15 protein-coding genes are annotated in these 18,390 nt (G+C 60.3%); 8 read left to right on the top strand and 7 right to left on the bottom strand.

The annotated features are described in order from the left end of the window. Nucleotides 1–15: 15 nt before the first annotated feature. A complete protein-coding gene (locus tag AC1Z3V_RS10630) occupies nucleotides 16–564 on the bottom strand; it encodes an N-acetylmuramoyl-L-alanine amidase CwlD (RefSeq protein WP_483498707.1) in 549 nt (182 codons plus the stop codon). Nucleotides 565–896: 332 nt separating this feature from the next. On the opposite strand from AC1Z3V_RS10630, the gene AC1Z3V_RS10625 reads away from it, so the two are divergent. The 3 genes from AC1Z3V_RS10625 to AC1Z3V_RS10615 all read left to right on the top strand — a co-directional run bounded on the left by AC1Z3V_RS10625 (nucleotide 897) and on the right by AC1Z3V_RS10615 (nucleotide 4,930). After that, nucleotides 897–1,763, top strand: coding sequence for a PIN domain-containing protein (locus tag AC1Z3V_RS10625; protein WP_483498705.1), 867 nt, complete (start codon nucleotides 897–899; stop codon nucleotides 1,761–1,763). Between the two features lie 4 nt (nucleotides 1,764–1,767). Further along, nucleotides 1,768–2,271, top strand: coding sequence for a hypothetical protein (locus tag AC1Z3V_RS10620; RefSeq protein WP_483498703.1), 504 nt, complete (start codon nucleotides 1,768–1,770; stop codon nucleotides 2,269–2,271). Between the two features lie 472 nt (nucleotides 2,272–2,743). Further along, nucleotides 2,744–4,930, top strand: coding sequence for a DNA cytosine methyltransferase (locus AC1Z3V_RS10615; protein WP_483498701.1), 2,187 nt, complete (start codon nucleotides 2,744–2,746; stop codon nucleotides 4,928–4,930). A gap of 15 nt (nucleotides 4,931–4,945) precedes the next feature. On the opposite strand, the gene AC1Z3V_RS10610 is transcribed toward AC1Z3V_RS10615, so the two are convergent. Next, a complete protein-coding gene (locus AC1Z3V_RS10610; protein WP_483498699.1) occupies nucleotides 4,946–5,617 on the bottom strand; it encodes a hypothetical protein in 672 nt (223 codons plus the stop codon). A gap of 554 nt (nucleotides 5,618–6,171) precedes the next feature. On the opposite strand from AC1Z3V_RS10610, the gene AC1Z3V_RS10605 reads away from it, so the two are divergent. The 4 genes from AC1Z3V_RS10605 to AC1Z3V_RS10590 all read left to right on the top strand — a co-directional run bounded on the left by AC1Z3V_RS10605 (nucleotide 6,172) and on the right by AC1Z3V_RS10590 (nucleotide 10,065). After that, a complete protein-coding gene (locus AC1Z3V_RS10605) occupies nucleotides 6,172–6,564 on the top strand; it encodes a hypothetical protein (RefSeq protein WP_483498697.1) in 393 nt (130 codons plus the stop codon). Nucleotides 6,565–6,751: 187 nt separating this feature from the next. Next, nucleotides 6,752–6,958: a hypothetical protein gene (locus AC1Z3V_RS10600; RefSeq protein WP_483498696.1), complete on the top strand. Its 207-nt coding sequence runs from the start codon at nucleotides 6,752–6,754 to the stop codon at nucleotides 6,956–6,958. A gap of 235 nt (nucleotides 6,959–7,193) precedes the next feature. Next, entirely contained in the window at nucleotides 7,194–8,720 is a 1,527-nt protein-coding gene (locus AC1Z3V_RS10595; RefSeq protein WP_483498694.1) for a TniQ family protein, read from the top strand. A gap of 544 nt (nucleotides 8,721–9,264) precedes the next feature. Next, complete coding sequence (locus AC1Z3V_RS10590; RefSeq protein WP_483499635.1) at nucleotides 9,265–10,065, top strand: NAD(P)H-dependent oxidoreductase; 801 nt, start codon at nucleotides 9,265–9,267, stop codon at nucleotides 10,063–10,065. Between the two features lie 387 nt (nucleotides 10,066–10,452). Here AC1Z3V_RS10590 and AC1Z3V_RS10585 read toward each other — a convergent pair whose 3' ends face one another. The 5 genes from AC1Z3V_RS10585 to uraH form a co-directional block, all read right to left on the bottom strand. Next, nucleotides 10,453–11,568: an IS110 family RNA-guided transposase gene (locus tag AC1Z3V_RS10585; RefSeq protein ID WP_483498692.1), complete on the bottom strand. Its 1,116-nt coding sequence runs from the start codon at nucleotides 11,566–11,568 to the stop codon at nucleotides 10,453–10,455. A 138-nt stretch (nucleotides 11,569–11,706) separates the two neighbouring features. Beyond that, nucleotides 11,707–12,576: a xanthine dehydrogenase accessory protein XdhC gene (xdhC, locus tag AC1Z3V_RS10580; protein WP_483498690.1), complete on the bottom strand. Its 870-nt coding sequence runs from the start codon at nucleotides 12,574–12,576 to the stop codon at nucleotides 11,707–11,709. A 17-nt stretch (nucleotides 12,577–12,593) separates the two neighbouring features. Then, nucleotides 12,594–14,933 (bottom strand): xanthine dehydrogenase molybdopterin binding subunit, encoded by a 2,340-nt coding sequence (xdhB, locus tag AC1Z3V_RS10575; RefSeq protein ID WP_483498688.1) that lies wholly within the window; start codon nucleotides 14,931–14,933, stop codon nucleotides 12,594–12,596. Nucleotides 14,934–14,944: 11 nt separating this feature from the next. Beyond that, nucleotides 14,945–16,423 (bottom strand): xanthine dehydrogenase small subunit, encoded by a 1,479-nt coding sequence (gene xdhA, locus AC1Z3V_RS10570; RefSeq protein WP_483498687.1) that lies wholly within the window; start codon nucleotides 16,421–16,423, stop codon nucleotides 14,945–14,947. Between the two features lie 3 nt (nucleotides 16,424–16,426). After that, nucleotides 16,427–16,798, bottom strand: coding sequence for a hydroxyisourate hydrolase (gene uraH / locus AC1Z3V_RS10565; protein WP_173518682.1), 372 nt, complete (start codon nucleotides 16,796–16,798; stop codon nucleotides 16,427–16,429). Between the two features lie 173 nt (nucleotides 16,799–16,971). Here uraH and puuE point away from each other — a divergent pair, with 173 nt between their 5' ends. Then, nucleotides 16,972–18,387, top strand: a complete 1,416-nt coding sequence (gene puuE, locus AC1Z3V_RS10560; protein WP_483498686.1) for an allantoinase PuuE — start codon at nucleotides 16,972–16,974, stop codon at nucleotides 18,385–18,387. Nucleotides 18,388–18,390: the final 3 nt, after the last annotated feature.

The following is an 18,390-nucleotide window of genomic DNA, read 5'->3' as shown; positions in this document are numbered from 1 at the left end:
AGCGCGGTGTGGGTATCAACTAATTTTGTCGGGCTTTGGTATGTTGCCTTTACCGAGTCTCTGCGAGACGAAATGCGCGATGAGCTCGCCGAGCATCTCGAGTCTCGGCTTTAGCCAAGCCTCCTGCTTCGGGCAGGAAATTTCGCCGAGCTCCACGACCATTTCGCCATCAGTCGTATCGACGAGTCGATAACCGAAATAGCCGCTTAGGTTTTCTGTAAAGTTGTCCTCCATCCATTCGAAGGGCCAGTATTCCTTGTAGAGCCGTTTCCAAGCTGTCGCCAAAGGCTGGTCGGACGGACCTTTGTAGCCAACAGACGCGCCGGACGAACACGGCTCCTCTGATCCGTCGAAATGTATGAATATTGCTATGGTCGCCCGCCGCCCCGCGGGAAAGTCGGCGGGCTGCCTCTCAACCTCGACGCCAGCGGCGCGTAGAACCTCGGTAGCGCGATCAGCGACAATGGGGGTCCAACGGATCTGCGAATTCCGTCCGGTCCCGCTCGCCCCTGTATTTCCGGAAGTCCTGCCTTCATGCCCTGCAGATATGAGCACATCAACCATGTTGCCCTCCCAAGCTGAAGTTTCAAAATGACTATCATGCAACGCTAATATGCGCAAGTTGTACGTGCGTATTAGCCATCACTCGACTTTAAATAAGCCGATTGGGTCATTGGCTCGCGTCTCGGACACGGCCAGGCCGAGGCACGATCGACGCCACGCCGGGATAAGGTATCTGCGGACACTGGAGACCGATGGCGGTACGGCCTTGGCTGCCTGAGATCGAAGACTCTGAATTGTTGTTGATTTCGCGAACTGCACGACACCTGGTGATTGTCGGCAACATAGAAAGCGCTTTCAATGTTTCCAGGTAAATGAGAAGCGATGGTAGCACGATGAACAACAAGGCCGACGTCAATGCGGGCGCAAACAAGGGTGGCCCCAGCAAAGATGCTGCCTCGGCCGATCAGCCGGTGTTTTTGCTGGAAGATCTGTACCCAGACGCATCGACCTTGTTTTCGGCATCTCATGTCGGGTCAGCCGACACTGCAGAGACGCTTGTCGTATTCGACACGAACGCTCTTCTCTTGCCTTACCAGATCGGCAGCCAGGACTTGACGGAACTTGCAAAGGTGCTGCGCGGGCTTGCCGCCGCAAGGCGACTTTTCCTGCCTGGGCGTGTGGCTCGTGAGTTCATTAAGAACCGAGACCGCAAGCTTGCGGACATGCTCAAAGCATTGAAAGACAAGACCTCGCGCGTACAGCTTCCGGATCAAAAGCTGTCGCCTTTGCTCGATGGAGTGGAGGTATACGAGGATGTCACCGCGGCCGCGGAAACTCTCGCCGCAGCATGGGCAGACTACAAGAACGCCCAATCCAAGATTTTGTCACGTATGCGAGAATGGAGAGGCAACGATCCGGTTTCGCAAGTCTATGACGAAGTCTTCCGCGACGGTCGAGTCGTCGAAATCGATGATGAGAGAGACGCGCTCCTTAAGGAATGGGATACGCGCAGGTCCAACAAGACGCCCCCCGGTTACAAAGACTCCAATAAGGAAGACACCGGCATAGGGGACTTCATCATTTGGAAGACGCTCTTAAAGCTTGCTGGCGCGCACAAGAAGGACCTCATCTTCGTAACAGGTGAGGAGAAAGCCGACTGGTTCGTCCGCACTGACAATGAACGCGTTTATCCGCGACCCGAGTTGATCGACGAGTATCGCCACGGGCGGGAGGAACATCCGCCTCTCGGCACTCGGTGACTTGTTGGAGGAGATGAAAGCCCCTCCGGAGGTCGTCACAGAAGTGAAGACCCTGGAACGACAGGCCAACAACGCGATAAAGGTGGCCACTAGTGTTCCGATCTTCACGCGTACCACCCGGCCTCGTTTGCGATTGCAGAGAGCAAGGTTCGACTACTCGACGTTCGACGGACGATTCAGTGCGAACTATGGCGCCCTCTCGGTCACTCTTGCTTTCAGCAAGGCGAGCAAAGAACACATCCATCTTTATCGAGACGGATCGACAAAACGTATAGCAAGAGTGAAGGATGCGGAGCGGGGACGGGCGCTCAGCATCGACGATTTCGACAGTTCGTCCCGTTCCTATACAATCGGCGTCGGCGAAGTATTCATGGCCGAGAACGATCAAGGCGAGATTTTAGTCGGTCGGATCACGAACATTATGGACGACAGTCGCGGAGACGATCACGACGAAGTCGATTTCATCTATTGCATCTTTCGACAGGATGAGACCGCAGTCGCTCCCTAGTTGGCGCCTGCGGCCAAGAAGAGCGCCTCAGTAGGAGTGTCACCCTCTTACCGTCGGCTTTTTATTTGACGAAGAGCGTTGCCGGGGCCCGTCGATTGGCTCCCGCGAGAACGTCCAGGATTGGAAGCGGCGGCGCGCCGGATCGATGACTTCCCGCTGGGTGTCGTAGAATTATACCCAGCTTAAAATTTACTTGGGCGAATCGTCCTCCCGCACATCGGGCTGCTGAGCGACGAGCAGATGCCGGCGTTCCTTAGATGATGCAGGACGGCGACGGCGTCTATTTAGCGGCCAAGCGGCACTGGGTTCCCGTTCTATCTTGAGATGGTCTTACACTGGGCGAGACCATGGAGGGCACTCAGCTGAAGGATTCGACTTTTATCGAATCCTTTATCAGGGCCGCAACCTCACATTGCTATTAGGGGCCTGACCAAGTCCGAAGCGATCGCTTTGAAGCGCGTGGAGAGAGATGATGACCCAAGGTCAGTCCGAACAGACCCAGCCCGGCAATGAAACGTTCTCGTCAGAAGCATTCACTCTGGGAAATAGGAGGCTTCTGTCTCTTCGCCGTAAAATGTCCGCGCATATTGTCGAGATGGCCGCCGAGGTGAAATCCTTGAGGGCCGCTCATCCAGGCACACCGGAGGGCGAGCTTCTGGAGTGGCTCCGCTCCGAGGTCGGCTTCTCCTACGAGGAGGCGAAGATCCAAGTCTGCGCTCACTCAAGGCTCCTCGAACACGCGGAAGCCATCTCGGGCTTGATGCTGTCCCCGGAAGTCCTGCGAATCCTTGCAAACAGTGACGAAGACAGCTGGGCCGAATGCATCGCAAGGCTGCAAAGGGGAGAGAAGCTCAACGGTGAGATGATCCGGGCCACACTTGCGCGAAAGGTGGGGGCGGCCGAGTTGTGGGAAGCAGCCAATCTAACGGCGCGACAGGGCCTCGTTGCAGACCATAGATGGCCGACGCGCTCGCTCGTGGCCAAGGCGCGCGAACTCCTCGCGCTCATGGATCATCTGACCGAGGATTTCCTTCTTCTACACGAATTGTTCGAATTCGGCGACGAAGGCTGGTGCGAGGAAGACTATGACCGTGAGAATAAAGACTACGTCGCCACGGAACTGTCGATCTCAAGGAAGGCGACTGAAATCCGCACATTGCTTGAGATGTTTTTTGGAACCGCGCATGTCGAGCGGGCGGACGTCATGGATCTCTCTGTAACCAACAGCCTTGGGGCTTCTATTGCGTTCAGCTGGCACGCTCTGAGGGATCTGGAGGCCAGAAAGTTCGTTGCTTTCGACCTAAAGCCGGGCAGCATAGACGCGAGAGCCTTGTACAAATGCGTCCAATTCCTCGCGGGACAGAAGAGCCGTGTCTGGCCGCCGCGCGCCGAACGCAGCAAGGCGACGCTCGATACAATCCCGACTCAACAGTTCAGCATGGTCGACATCGCCGCTGGGCTGGGTGGGGCTTCGCTAGGTCTGGAGACAGCTGGCTTTAAACCTCTCGCCCTTTACGAATACTGGCCTTCCGCGCAACGCCTATTAATGAGGAACCGGCAACGCTGGCAGGTGCACACCTCGCCTGTTTCTTTCAAACGCAAAGCGTCGTTCGTTGACGGAGTCGAGCAGGAGATCACGCTGTTGACGGGCGGCACCACGCTGCGCCCCTTCTCTCCGCAAAATCGAAATGGCGGGAAAAGTTACAACTACGAGGACTTTGGCTACGCCCTCGAGGCCGTCGAGGCGTTGAAACCAACTGCATTCTTCTTCTGCTTGGATCCGCGCGTGCTCGAAAAGAGGAAGGAGCACTTCAGGAAGGAATTCGAACTGAGTGTTCGCGCAATGGGCTACGAAGTGCAATGGCATAAGGTTGACGTGTCGATCATCGGAGTTCCGCAAGACAGCCCGGTCGGGGTGTTGGTCGGAATGCGCGACGGACACATTGCCAAGTTTCACATGCCGGTCATCACCAGTCCTCTCCGCACCACCCTGACGGATGCGATAGGCGGCTTGATCGGATCGCGTAAATGGGATGGAAAAGAGAAGCGGCACGATCGTCGTCGGTACAAACAGTGGAGCGCGGCCTGGACGGACCGGTGCTCCCATGAACTGGCGCCGCCGGTATTGACCTGGGACAACGGTCGCGTGGTGGAGCGCTGGGCGAAACTCGGAATCGATATCACCGGTTACACGACCTCGCCTCTGTCGCCCTCAGACACTCGCAAACCTGGGTTCAAAATCCGACTCACCCCGGAAATGTTGAAGCGGTTGCAGGGTTTCCCAGCCGATTGGCACGTAGCCGACGAGATATGGTGGAGCGGGCGTTTACTTGAGACTGCGGTGCCACCCGCCTTGGCGAAATACGTTGGCTTGGCGATATATTCGGCGCTCACCGGGGAGGCAATCGATGTCAGGACAGCGCTGACCGAGCCGTTCACGGCGACCGGGCGTCATCCGGTGGAACCGTCGTACAGGACGATTGAAATCGTTCAAAGGTTTTCCGGCATACGCCGCACCTTGAGGGTTCCGAAGGACTGGGCGCCGACCCAGCATTTGAGGGGCCGGATGTACTTGTCGCCAATGGCGCGTGAGGAAAGGGAAATGAGAATGTGGCGAGAATCCTGGGATGCTACCTTGGATGATTCGCTCCACCCCTGAAATGTCCTCGGGATGTCAGTAGCGCAATTGAGCGTCAACTAGCTGGCGGATCATCATTCTAATGACAACCGGCCCTAAACTGTCGCATCGCGCCCGCTCCTCGCCATCAACGAGTAACACCGCTTCGGCACCACGAGCCAGCCACACGAGTTCAAACTGGCTGTCGAGATACTCGAAGGAGACGATGTCGCTACCGGCCTCGTTTCGGGAGAGTGCGAACTCGGACTCACGGAGGTCGAATTCCTTTCCCAGTTCTTCGACGAACTCGCCCCATATGTACGAGAGCTCACCATTGTTTGGCACATTCGGAATATTCCTGCCGGTGGGATAGAGCGCTTCCTTGCCGAGCATCTCCGATACGAGATCGAACGCGTATTGTGCCGAATCCGCGTTCCAGTGCTCCCGCCCCACGGTTTCGTAATATACCCAGCCGTTCGATCCCATCGGCTCGGCGGCGACCGCGTTGCGGACTACGTCAGCCTCCTCCCACGAAGCCTCGCTGTACTGAGAATTGAGTTCCTCGATAAACCAGATCTCGATAGGAGAGCGCCATTTCTGTTCTCCGGGCCGTTCGAACATGACTCGGAGAAAATGACCGTCTTGCTTCACCTCACAGGTCAGCCCCAAGGTCTCCAGACGTGGGCCCAGAGCTTCCCTAATTTCCAGCATACGGTTCTTCATGAACATGCGGCACCCTCGGCTTTCGTTTCGTCGAGGTGATCGTCATGCGAGGACATGCAAGGAACAACAACGGCCAACGGCCCCGCACTACTGCCCCAGGTACGCGCCAAAAGTCGGAAGGATTCGGCAGGTTCCTGATGATCGCTTGACCGCCATCGTCATGTACGGACTGCCGAAACGCAGAATTAGCCGTGTTAACGATAATCAGATTTTTTTCAGACTCGATTTGACGCCCGCCCAAAACGGCGTCGAAATAGGTGCGAAAGATCGCCACTGGAGTCCATCTATGCGAACGACCCGAATACAAGGCCCGCCCCGGGTGATGGACGTCTAGGTCATAGGATGCCGCTAAGCAGGCGCCTGTTGACCACCCGATCGCATTCCTCATGAGGAACGAAACAGGTACGTTTTCAGCGATGTGAAATTCGCCCTGGCCGTGTAGCATTCAGAACACTCACGGTTGCACCCAATCGCGCACCCCTCGAAATCCGAGTGACAAGCGTCAGATCGTTGGCCTACAGTTTTGGCGTCAACGGGCAGACGCCCTGCATGGAGTAGACATGACAGTTCCCATCGCAGACCTTGAATTCCACCCCTCACTGACCGCGTGGATGGAGAGCCGTTTCGGAACCAGCTGCAGCAACATGATCGCTCTTATGATGATTACAGTCGTCGGCTGCGCAGACAAGCTCGATCCGGACGTTGAAGCGCATCATATCGCGCTCGTCCGGAAAATCGTTGGGATCGCCAAAGCTTCCCGGCGCCCTCAGCGCATCCCCACTTTCGATGAATTTGCAGTCTTGCTGGATCATTACAAAGGTGAGTTGTTGATCCGGGAAGTCCAGTGGACCGGCGGTACGCTCGTTCCGGCGCAAGCCGAGAAGAAAATCATCGAGACGATGACGTCTCACGACCAGGCGGCGGCAGTCGCCTGCATAGGCAGCGCCGCCTAAGCGCCGCTCGCCGCACCCGAGCACCTCAACAACATCTGATGGATCACGAGGCTGCCATTTCGCAGAACGAGAACCCGTGCGCGCTTTTCTGGTCACTCCTTCTCTGGAGCCAGCTTCAACGCCCACCGGTCTCGCCGGATCTCGGCTGCCCCGTGAACCTGAGATCAATCGACGCAAGGAATCCTCTATGCACGACCCAATCAACAGCCTCTTTCGAAACTACGGCATGTCGGAACTCGACGAAGACCTGGGTCTGTGCGACCCCGACGACCTGATCCACATCGAGTTTCCCGAACCACGCTCGGTCAGGCGCCGCAAGAAATCCCCGGCAGCGCAGTCCATTCACGTGAACAGTGCCTCCTCCGCCGCTGGCCGCCCTCGCAGCCACCACTAGGAAGCACCCGCACCAAGCGCCCGGGCAGTGATCGCTCCCGCCCGTTCATTGCGACCGCTCTCTTCGTCAGGAAGGACAAGGCATGCCGTTCATTTTTCTCCGGCCCACCGCCCGCCGCATCCCGCGAAATCGGGCGCCCATAATATGCCGGACGCTCAAAGACCCGGTCGTCTAGGGGCCGGCCAGCCTCGCACGGAACACTCAAAATTTTGGTTCAATTGGAAAGGGTCACAAGATGACTTCCTGCAACGCTACCCCTCGTCTGCTCAACATGTCCGACCTCACCTCGGTCTACGCGTCGCTGGACCGACGCGGACTGGACGAAGACTCCTTCGTCACTGCATTTCACTTCGCGCTCGAGATGGCGGAAAGCGACCGCCGGGGGATCGATCAGGCTTACCTGGACTACTTTGAGCACGTCGACTTCGAGGAAAGCGTGCATCTCTATTCGCGCCGCCCTCAGCGCGAGCTTTGCTGCGTCGACACGTTCATGGTCGCCGACGGCACACGACTTTGGATCGGTGACGAATGCGTGCCGCGAACGCAGCTTCAAAGGCAGCGCCTTCGCTTCTGCCCTCATTGTGTTGCCGAAGACGAAACAACTGGCATCGGCCGTCGCGGCGAGCGGCCATATGCCCGGATCAACTGGTCAGTCTCTGCCATTCGCACATGCCTGGTCCACCGAACGAAGCTCGTCACCTCGGAAAAGACCTCTCGCAGCGCGGTCTATGATTTTGCGGTTCGTTTGAACTGGGAACGCCCGGCGATGCGAGCGCATCTTGAGCGCGCCCAGGCTCAGGAGCCCTCCAGGCTGGAACACTACGTAGCCGGCCGGCTCGCTGGCCGCGGCTCGGCCGGCGCACTTCTCGACAAAATGCCGCTCTATGCTGCCATCAAAACGACCGAGTGGGTGGGTGTTGCTGCGCTCCTCGGTACGAAGATCAGCCTCGAGGACGTCTCCGATGCACAATGGCACCAGGCGGGAAAGGCGGGATTTGAAATTATGTGCGGGGGCGAGAGCGGCTTTCGAAACTTCATCGGGTCTCTATGCTCACAGTACTTCGCAAGCAGGATTTCCGTGCATCCGGCAGCCGTATTCGGGAAACTCTATCGGGTCCTGAAGTCGCGTGAACGCGATCCAGGCTTCGAGAGCATCCGCGACATCTTCCGTGACGAGGCGAACAGCCGTCTCCCCTGTGGTCCAGGCGACGAGGTGTTCGGGCCTGTTTCCGAACGCAAGTGGCACAGCGTCAGCACTGCAGCAAAGACGCACGGGCTGAAAGTGACAGAAGTGCGCACGCTGCTTCGCGCCGGCGGGCTTCTTCCTATGAAACCTGGAAACGATCAGAAGCGCCCGCTCGTCGATGCATCCTCCGCTGACGCACTGCTTGAGAACGTTAAGTCCGCACTTTCATTTGGGCAGGCAAGGGATTGCCTTCACATGAATATCGAGCATCTCCGGGCCGTCATCGATTTGGGCTGGCTCAAGCCGCTGCTCAGTCTTCGTGACGGCGGTCACGTGATCCCGTATTTCACGAGGATCGAGCTAGAACGCTTCCAAACAGAGCTGAGAGATCGCGTTACGGTGGATCTCGTCTCGCCCCGGATGACGAGTATCGGCGATGCTGCCAAGAGAGCGGGCTGTACGGTCAAAGACGTCATCAAGCTCCTGTTTGAGAGCAAACTCGCGACAGTCGGCTGGAGATGTGAAGCGCTTCTTGTCGACCCCGCCGAGGTGGGCGAAAAAATAGCTGCTAAGTAGCAGCAACCACCAATCCTCAATCGTTCTCTAAACGGTTTGCACCTTCGGAATGAGCAGGACGATCACAACGGATGGGATGTCGCACCCAACATCAAATTCGGAGATCGCAGCGCGCCTTCAGCCTGCGTCTACGACACGGGCGGCGGAAGTGATCGATCCCTCGGTTGTTTCATTGTACTGCACCAAAAAATGGTTCGATTGCACCAGATTTTGGTGCAGGAAGACATGGTGACAGTTTTTACCAGATAGCGACAAAAGCGAGAGTCGCAGCTCAGCGTGGGCTGAACGCCCCGGCTTGTCGCGCGGAACTCGAGCCTCGCCTCCCGCACGATGGCGATGACCAGTGAGACCGGGCCAACGCCCGTTTAGATTCCATAGTGAACCAAATATCGACCGGGCGCAGCCCGGTTTTTTTGTGCCTTTAGGTCAACGAGCCGCTCTACCCGGGCCATTATTGAGCTCACCTTGGGACAAACCACATTGCCGAAGCTCACAAATTTATCAATATAATCAATGCACTACAAACGCGCCAGGCCAAACTACGCTGCTTTTTACAAAAGTTCTGCTCGTCTATGCCCACCCCGAACCCCGCTCGCTCAACGGCGCACTGCGCGATGTTGCCGTCGAGGCGCTTGAGGTCGAGGGCCACGAGGTTCGTGTAACTGACCTCTATGCCGAAGGCTGGAAGTCCGAAATCGACCGCGCCGACTTTCCGGCCCTTGCCGCGAACACGCGTTTCAAACCGAGCCGCGCATCGAAGGAGGCCTTCGCCACCGATACGCTGACCCCTGACGTCAAGACCGAACAGGAAAAGCTGCTATGGGCCGATGCCTTGATCCTGCAGTTTCCGCTGTGGTGGTATTCGATGCCGGCGATCCTCAAGGGCTGGGTCGATCGCGTCTATGCCTATGGTTTTGCCTATGGCGTCGGCGAGCACAGCGACAGATACTGGGGCAAGCGGTTTGGTGAGGGCACGCTTGCCGGAAAACGCGCCATGCTGGTGGTGACGACAGGCGGCTGGCAGGAGCATTATTCGCCGCGCGGGGTCAACGGGCCGATCGACGACCTGCTGTTCCCGATCAACCACGGCATCCTCTTTTATCCCGGCTACGACGTGCTGCCGCCCTTCGTCGCCTATCGGGTCGACAGCCTCGACGCCGCCGGTTTTGAAGCGACAGCCGAGTGTCTGCGGCAGAGGATGCGCACACTGGCGACGACTGCGCCCATTCCCTATCGCCGGCAGAATGGTGGGGATTATGTGATCCCGACGCTGGAGCTTCGCCCAGAGGTCGCGGCCCCGGATGCACGCAGTTTTGCGCTTCACCTGAACGGCGCGACAGAATAGCGCCGACTCTCTTATGATCGTGGTCAAGGGTGATCCGCGGATTTACTGGCCCCATGTCCTTGCCACAGGTCTTGTTACCGTTGATGGGGCAGCACGGGGACGGGATGGGCCTTGAGACGACGGTTGATCCAGCTCTTATCCGCGGGTTGGTTACCGCACTTCCGTAATTCGTCTTGGGCCATCCCTGTCTAGAAGTCGGGCATTGGATTCTGATGTCCAGCCACATAGGGTCGGCGGGAATTCCCCACCGCAGCCCATCCCGTCTCCGTGTTGCCCCTGATGTCCGCCGAGGCTCCGGCGCGGGCAAAGCCCCTCAATGAGGCGGCGCCCGCGCTGGGGGGCAGCTGGTTGCAACTTGGACCTTTAAGGTAGCAGCGCACCGCATCGTCAGCGCACCGGTTCGACCTGGTGGCCGATGGCCCACAGGAACGCTGCCATCTCGCGCGCGATCGCCGCAACGACGATGGGGTTCTTCTTGCCCGCAGCCGTCAGGCGCCGGTAGCGGCCGCACAGCCGCGTCTGCGCTTTCCAGGCGATCTCCCGCACCGCCTTCGGCAGACCCTCAAGTCGGACGCGAATGGTTTCCGTCACCCTGGCGGGATGGCGATAGCTCCAGGCGCCCTCGACCAGGGCGCGGCGCGCGCGGCGGTTTCCGGCCAGCGTCAGGCCGCCGCGTTTGACCGTCTCGCCGGTCGACCGTTCCGAGGGTACGAGGCCCAGGAAAGCCATCAACTGCCGCGGGTTGTCGAAGCGGCGTACATCGCCGACTTCGCTGACGAAGGTGACGGCAACAAGGAAGGAGACGCCGCGAAGCGGCTGATAGGCCGCGACCACCGGTGCCATCGACCAACTGGGCACCAGCTCGGCCAGCTGAGCATCCAGCCGCTCCAGTCGGTTCTGCGCCTCGGTGATCACGTCGATCTGGTCCTGGAAGACGATTTGCTGGGCCGGGTGGTCGAACTTCTGCGATGCCAGCCAGCGGACATGCGCACGGCTCCAATTCTTGTGGCCAGTAAACACGCGACCATGGCGCAGCAGGAACGAGAGCAGTTGCTGGCGTTTCTTGCGCAGATCTTCGCTCGCTGCGGCCCGCACCCGCACCAGATCGCGCACCGCTTCATGCACCGTGTCGGGAACCCATATTCCCTTCAACTCACCGGCCCGCAAAAGCCGCGCCAGGCTGACCGCATCGCGCCGGTTCGTCTTGACCCGTTCGCCCGCCCGCTTCGGGATCAGCGAGGGCGCTACGACATCACAGCGGTGGCCGAGTTCAACGAGTTGGCGATAAAGCCCATAACCGGTCGGACCCTCCTCATATAAGCAGAAGTGCAGGTGTCGAGACTTGCTCTCCATCTTGCGCACGAACCGTTCCACGGCCGCCGGCGTCGCCTCGATCTCGCCGAAATACCGAACTTCTCCATTGCGTCCGCCCTCGGCAATTGCGATCGCGTGCTTGGCTTTCGAGACATCGACACCGACGTAAAAAACGTTATCCTCTGTCACGGCCCGTCCTTTCCTTGCTTGGGGATAGGCTCGGCGCTCCCGAGCAACCCCCGTTTGCTTTACAGCCGCAAAGACTAAGGGCGGGCCGCCGATCAGACCACGGTCATAACGTCTAGGGCCGCTTGTCGGGCGGCGGCGTCAGCGAACAATTTTGGCCGCAGCCGACCGACGCGAGGCATCGGCTTGCACCGGTTGGCGGAAATTGAGCGCCGCCGCCATGACCTCCGCGGCGGCGAGCGCAGCGATGACCGCCGGCCGTTTATCCTTCACCGTCGTGCCGCCGATCGGGCAGACGAGCCGGTCGAAAAGCTCCGGCCTGCCGATTTCACGCGACAGCCAGTTCTTGAAGGTGGAGCGCTTCGTCTTCGAGCCTATCATCCCGACATAGGATGCGTCGTCGCGGCGAAGCGCTTCCGCAGCAATCAGGAAGTCGAGCGCATGGTCGTGGGTGAGGATGACGAAGGCGCTGCCGGGCGGAGCATCACGCACCACGGCTTCCGGCATCGCCGTCAGGCAGGTTTCGATGCCGGGAATATCGGCGACGGCCGAAAGCTCGTTCTCGCGGGTGTCGACGAGAACGGTGCGCACCGGCACCAAAGAGAGCGCCATGGCCAGCGCATCGCCGACATGGCCGGCGCCGAAGACATAGACATGCGGCCGGCCGGCGATCTCCAGGTCGCTGCGTTCAATCAGCATGGCTGCTTTCTCCCGATCGATGCGTGTGAAGGCGAGCGCCACGCGCCCGCCGCAACACTGGCCGATCTCCGGGCCGAGCGGAATGGTCAGCGTATCGGGCGCATCACCACGCTTCAGCGCCCGCCGGCCATGATCGATCGCCATGTACTCGAGCTGACCGCCGCCGATCGTGCCGAAGAGGCTTTCGGCGGCGACGAGCATCCAGGCATCGGTGTCGCGCGGCGTCGAACCCGCAGCACCCGTCACTTCCACGAGCACGCAATCCGGCTCGCGTCTGAGAAAGTCCCTGATATCCTCGCGGCTCGCTACCATGACCGATAAGCCCTTCTTCACCCTTTCTGCCGTGCGGCCACCCGAAGCCGCTCGATCGCCATCAGCACCCGTTCCGGCGTTGCCGGCGCATCGAGGCGCGGAGCTATACGATACTCCGCAACGCTGGCCGCCGCCATCGAAAGGGCTTCGAGGACCGAAATGCCGAGCATGAACGGTGGCTCCCCCACCGCCTTCGAACGGCGGATCGTCTCCTCGCGGTTGACCGACCATTCGGCAAGGCGGGTGTTGAAGACGCGCGGGCGATCGGAGGCAAGCGGGATCTTGTAGGTCGACGGCGCATGCGTGCGCAGCCGGCCCTTGGCGTCCCACCAGAGCTCTTCCGTCGTCAGCCAGCCCATGCCCTGAACGAAGGCGCCTTCCACCTGACCGAGATCGAGCGCCGGGTTCAGCGACCGGCCGACATCGTGCAGGATATCGGTGCGGTCGACCTGGTATTCCCCGGTCAGCGTATCGACACTGACCTCGGAGCACGACGCACCGTAAGCGTAGTAGAAGAACGGCCGTCCACGACCTTCCGCGCGGTTCCAGTGGATCTTCGGTGTCTTGTAGAAACCGGCAGCCGAAAGCTGGATGCGGGCGCCATAGGCGATCTTGATGAACTCGTTGAAGCTGAGGCGCTCCGCGCCGATCCGCACCGTGTTCGGCTCGAAGGCGACATCCGTCTCGCTGACGTTCCAGCGCTCGGCAGCAAACTTGACCAGCCTTGCCTTGATCTGCTGGGCGGCGTTGGCTGCGGCCATGCCGTTGAGATCGGAGCCGGAGGAGGCCGCCGTCGCCGAGGTGTTCGGCACCTTGCCCGTCGTCGTCGCCGTCACCTTGATCCGGTCGAGATTGACCTGGAACTCGTCGGCCACCACCTGAGCGACCTTGGTGTAGAGCCCCTGCCCCATCTCGGTGCCGCCATGGTTCAGATGGATCGAACCATCCGTATAGACGTGCACGAGAGCGCCGGCCTGGTTGTACTCCGTCTTGGTGAAGGAGATGCCGAACTTCACCGGTGTCAACGCGATGCCGCGCTTGACCACGTTGTTCTCACGGTTGAAAGCGATCACCGCCTCGCGGCGCTTGGCGTAATCGGCCGAGATTTCCAGCTCCTCGATGATCCGGCCGATGATGTTGTCTTCCACGGTCTGATGGTAGGGCGTCAGGTTCCGCCCCTCGCCGCCGTAGAAATTCAGCTTGCGGACTTCGAGCGGATCCTTGCCGACCGCATAGGCGATCTCCTCGATCATCCGCTCGCCGCCGACCATACCCTGCGGACCGCCGAAACCGCGGAACGCGGTGTTGGAGACCGTATTGGTCTTCAACGGACGCGAGCGCAGGCGCACGTTCGGATAGAAATAGCAATTGTCGGCGTGGAACAGCGCGCGGTCGGTGACCGGTCCGGAAAGATCGGCGGAATAGCCGCAGCGCGCCGAAAAGACGGCATCAACTGCTTCGATACGCCCCTCGTCGTCAAAGCCGAGCTTGTAGTCCACGTGGAAATCGTGGCGCTTGCCGGTCGCACTCATATCGTCATCGCGGTCGGGCCGGACCTTGACCGGGCAGCGGTACTTCTTCGCGGCAACGGCCGCAACGGCCGCGAAGATGTTGGCCTGGGTTTCCTTGCCGCCAAAGCCGCCGCCCATGCGGCGCACGTTGACGGTGACCGCATTCGACGGCACGCCGAGCACGGTCGCGACCATGTGCTGCGTCTCGCTCGGATGCTGGGTCGAGGAATAGACGAGGACCTCGTCGTCCTCGCCGGGAATGGCGAAGGAGATCTGCCCTTCCAGATAGAAGTGGTCCTGGCCGCCGATCCGCATCTCGCCTTCAAGGATGTTCTTCGCCTTGGCGAAGCCGGCCTCGATGTCGCCGCGCTCGAGCTTCAGCGGATCGATCACCAATGGATAGTTCGCCGCTGCCGCTTCCAGCACGTCGGTCACATGTGGCAGATCGCGGTATTCGATCTTGACCTTGGCAGCAGCACGGCGGGCGGCCTCACGCGAGGTTGCAACGACCGCGAAGATCGGCTGGCCGTGGAACTCCACCTTGTCGGTGACGAAGATCGGCTCGTCGTGCTTGTGCGCCGAGCTGATGTCATTCTCGCCGGGGATGTCGGCCGCCGTCAGGACGCCGATCACACCTTCGCTGCTCGACACCGCCTCGAAGTCGATCGACAGGATCTCCGCATGCGCCCGCTGCGACAGACCGAGATAGCCGTGCAACGTGCCCTGGGGTTCCGGAATGTCGTCGATATACTCGGCCGTTCCCGACACATGCTTGTGGCCGGACTCGTGCCGTTCCTTTTCGTGTACGCCGCCGCGGATGCGGTCGATGGGCTGCATCACGTTCATGGCTTCCTCCCTTAAACCGCGACAGCAATGGCACGATCGAGGCGGATCTGGCCGCTCGACTGCGTTTCGAGATAGAAGCGGCGAAGCAGGTTCTTCGCCACCAGTTGGCGGTACTCCGCCGAGGCGCGCCAGTCGCTAAGCGGCGTGAAATCCTGGTCAAAGGCCGCAACAGCGCGCTCGATCGTCTCCTCGGTCCACTCCGCACCCTTGAGGGCAGCCTCCACATTCGCGGCGCGCTTCGGCGTAGCGGCCATGCCGCCGAAGGCGATGACCGCGCCAGTCACCCGGCCGGCATCGAAGGCGATACGGAAGGCGCCACAAACGGCGGTGATATCCTCGTCCAGGCGCTTCGTCACCTTGTAGACGGCCACGCGGGCGTTGTCGGAAACGAACGGGATGCGCACGGATTCCACGAACTCGCCGGGCTCGCGGTCCTGCTTGCCGTAGGCGATGAAAAAGTCTTCAAGCACGACCGTGCGGCGGCGAGCGCCCTTGCGCAGCGTGATCGATGCACCAAGCGCGATCAGCGCCGGCGGCGTGTCGCCGATCGGTGAGCCGTTGGCGATGTTGCCACCGACGGTGCCCATGTTGCGCACCTGCTGGCCGCCGATGCGATCCCAAAGCTCCGTCAGTTCCGGGAAGTGCTCGACGATGACCGGATAGGCCTCGGCATAGCTGACGCCGGCGCCTAGCGTCACGCCTTCGGTGTCAACCGTGATCCGGCGCAGTTCCTCGAGATGGGTCAGGTGGATGACCGGAGAGATGTCGCGCATGAACTTCGTCACCCAGAGACCGACATCGGTCGAGCCAGCAACGATCGTTGCCTTCGGGTTGGATTCGAGCACGGCGGCGAAATCGTCGACCGAGCCTGGAAGGATGAAGCGTTCCGTCTCCGAGCCGATTTCCACCCGGCGACCATCCTGAAGGGCGGCCAGTTCCCCGGCGATCCGATCACGTTCGACCACCAGCGGATCCTTGCCGACATCGCCGATCGTCGAGATCGCTTCTGCCGCGCGGATGATCGCGGCGTAGCCGGTGCAGCGGCAGAGATTGCCTTGCAGCGCCTTTTCGATCTCGGGGATGGACGGCTTCGGATTTTCCATCCAGAGGCCATAGAGCGACATCACGAAGCCCGGCGTACAGAAACCGCACTGCGAGGCGTGAGTATCGACCATCGCCTGCTGCGCCGGATGCAAGGGTCCCGCCGGCTGCGCCAGCGAATCCACCGTCACGATATGACAGCCGTCGAGCGAACCGACGAAGCGGATGCAGGCATTGACGGATTCATATTTGAGCTTGCCGTCGAGCAGACGGCCGACGAGCACCGTGCAGGCGCCGCAGTCGCCCTCGGCGCAGCCTTCCTTGGTGCCCTTCAGGTTGCGGTCGATGCGCAGGAAATCGAGCAGGGTCTGAACTGGCGAGACATCGGCAAGCTCGACCAGGCGATGGTTCAGCAGGAAGCGAATGGTGTTGCGGATCTGGATGGTCATGTCTCAGCTCCCGCGGTAGGTGGAGTAGCCATAGGGCGAGAGAAGCAGCGGCACATGGTAATGCGCGCCCTGGTTCTCGATGCCGAAGCGGATCGGGATCACGTCGAGGAACGGATTCTCGCCGCGCTGGCTCGCACCGCCGAGATAATCGCCGGCATGGAAATGCAGCTCGTAGGTGCCGGTCTGCATCCGCTCGCCGCTCAAGAGCGGCTCGTCGCAGCGACCGTCATCATTGGTCTTGACCGATTTGATGTGTGTCTGGCGCTCGCCATCGACCCGGTAGAGCTCGATGCGCAGCCCCTCGGCTGGCTTGCCGCTTGCCGTATCCAGCACATGCGTCGTCAGGCGACCGGCGTTTCCACCATGAGATTGCATTCTGTTCGCTCCTCCCGAAGTCAGCTTTCCACCTCGCAGTATTCCGGCATTCCGGTCCGTTTGGTAGCGAGCGGATCATTCGAGACTTTCAAATTTTTTGGGGGGAATGGGTCAGGGGAAATGCCGTTAGAAATCTTAGCGCAGAGACGAAAATGTCTGGAGGAACTGCTTTGATGAGATACCCCCGCGATCTTCACGGCCACGGCCCGAACTTCAAGATCACATGGCCCGACGGCGCGCGGATCGCCGTGCAATTCGTCATCAACTACGAGGAAGGCGGCGAGAACTGCGTGCTGCATGGCGACGCGGCATCCGAAGCATTCCTGTCGGAAATCGTCGGTGCGCAACCCTGGCAGGGTCAGCGCCACTGGAACATGGAATCGATCTACGAATATGGCGCCCGAGCCGGCTTCTGGCGACTGCATCGCATGTTCACGGAGCGCGGCGTGCCGGCAACCGTCTACGGTGTCGCCACCGCGCTGAAGCGTTCGCCGGAACAGGTCGCGGCCATGCAGGATGCCGGCTGGGAAATCGCCTCGCACGGCCTCAAGTGGATCGAGCACAAGGACTTCTCAGCCGAGCGCGAGCGCCAGGAGATCACTGAAGCGATCCGTCTGCACACCATCGTCACCGGCGAGCGTCCGCGCGGCTGGTACACGGGGCGTTGTTCCGACAACACGCTCGACCTCGTCACCGAGGCCGGCGGATTCGACTATGTTTCCGACGCCTATGCCGACGACCTGCCCTATTGGCATGAACACGCCGGGCGTCACCAATTGGTCATCCCCTATACGCTCGACAGCAACGACATGCGCTTTGCGACGCCGCAGGGCTTCAACAGCGGCGACCAGTTCTTCAGCTATCTCAAAGACAGCTTCGACGTGCTCTATGCCGAAGGGGCCGCCGGCGCGCCGAAGATGCTGAGCATCGGGCTGCACTGCCGCCTCGTCGGCCGGCCCGGCCGCGCCGCAGCGCTTGCCCGTTTCCTCGATTACGTGCAGAGCCATGAAAAGGTCTGGCTCGCCAAGCGTGTCGACATTGCCCGCTACTGGACCGAGAACTACCCGTACAAGGCCTGGGACGATCGTCCGTCGCGGCTTGGCGAAGAGGCGTTCGTTGCCAAATTCGGCGGCGTCTTTGAACATTCGAAGTGGATAGCCAAGCGCGCCTTCCAGGGCGAGCTTTCGCCCGCCAACGATACCGCAATCGGCCTTGCCGCGGCGCTTTCTGCCGTCTTCCGCGAAGCCTCGGCCGAGGAGCGGCTTGCCGTTCTGATCGCCCACCCGGATCTCGCCGGCAAGCTGGCGCAGGCGAAACGGCTCACCGAAAGCTCGACCAATGAGCAGGCCTCCGCCGGGCTCGATGCGCTGACTGATGCCGAACGCGAGCGCTTCACCACGCTCAACGCTGCCTATGTCGAGAAGTTCAAGTTCCCGTTCATCATGGCGGTCAAGGGACGCACCAAGGGTGAAATCCTTGCGGCCTTCGAGAGCCGGATCAACAACGACCGCGAGACGGAGTTCGAGACGGCGTGCCGGCAGGTGGAACGGATCGCCTATCTGCGCCTCAAGGACATGCTGCCGAGCTGAGGA

Source organism: Ensifer sp. 38_S197 (genome assembly GCF_056924495.1).
This window is presented reverse-complemented; position numbering and strand designations above follow the sequence as displayed.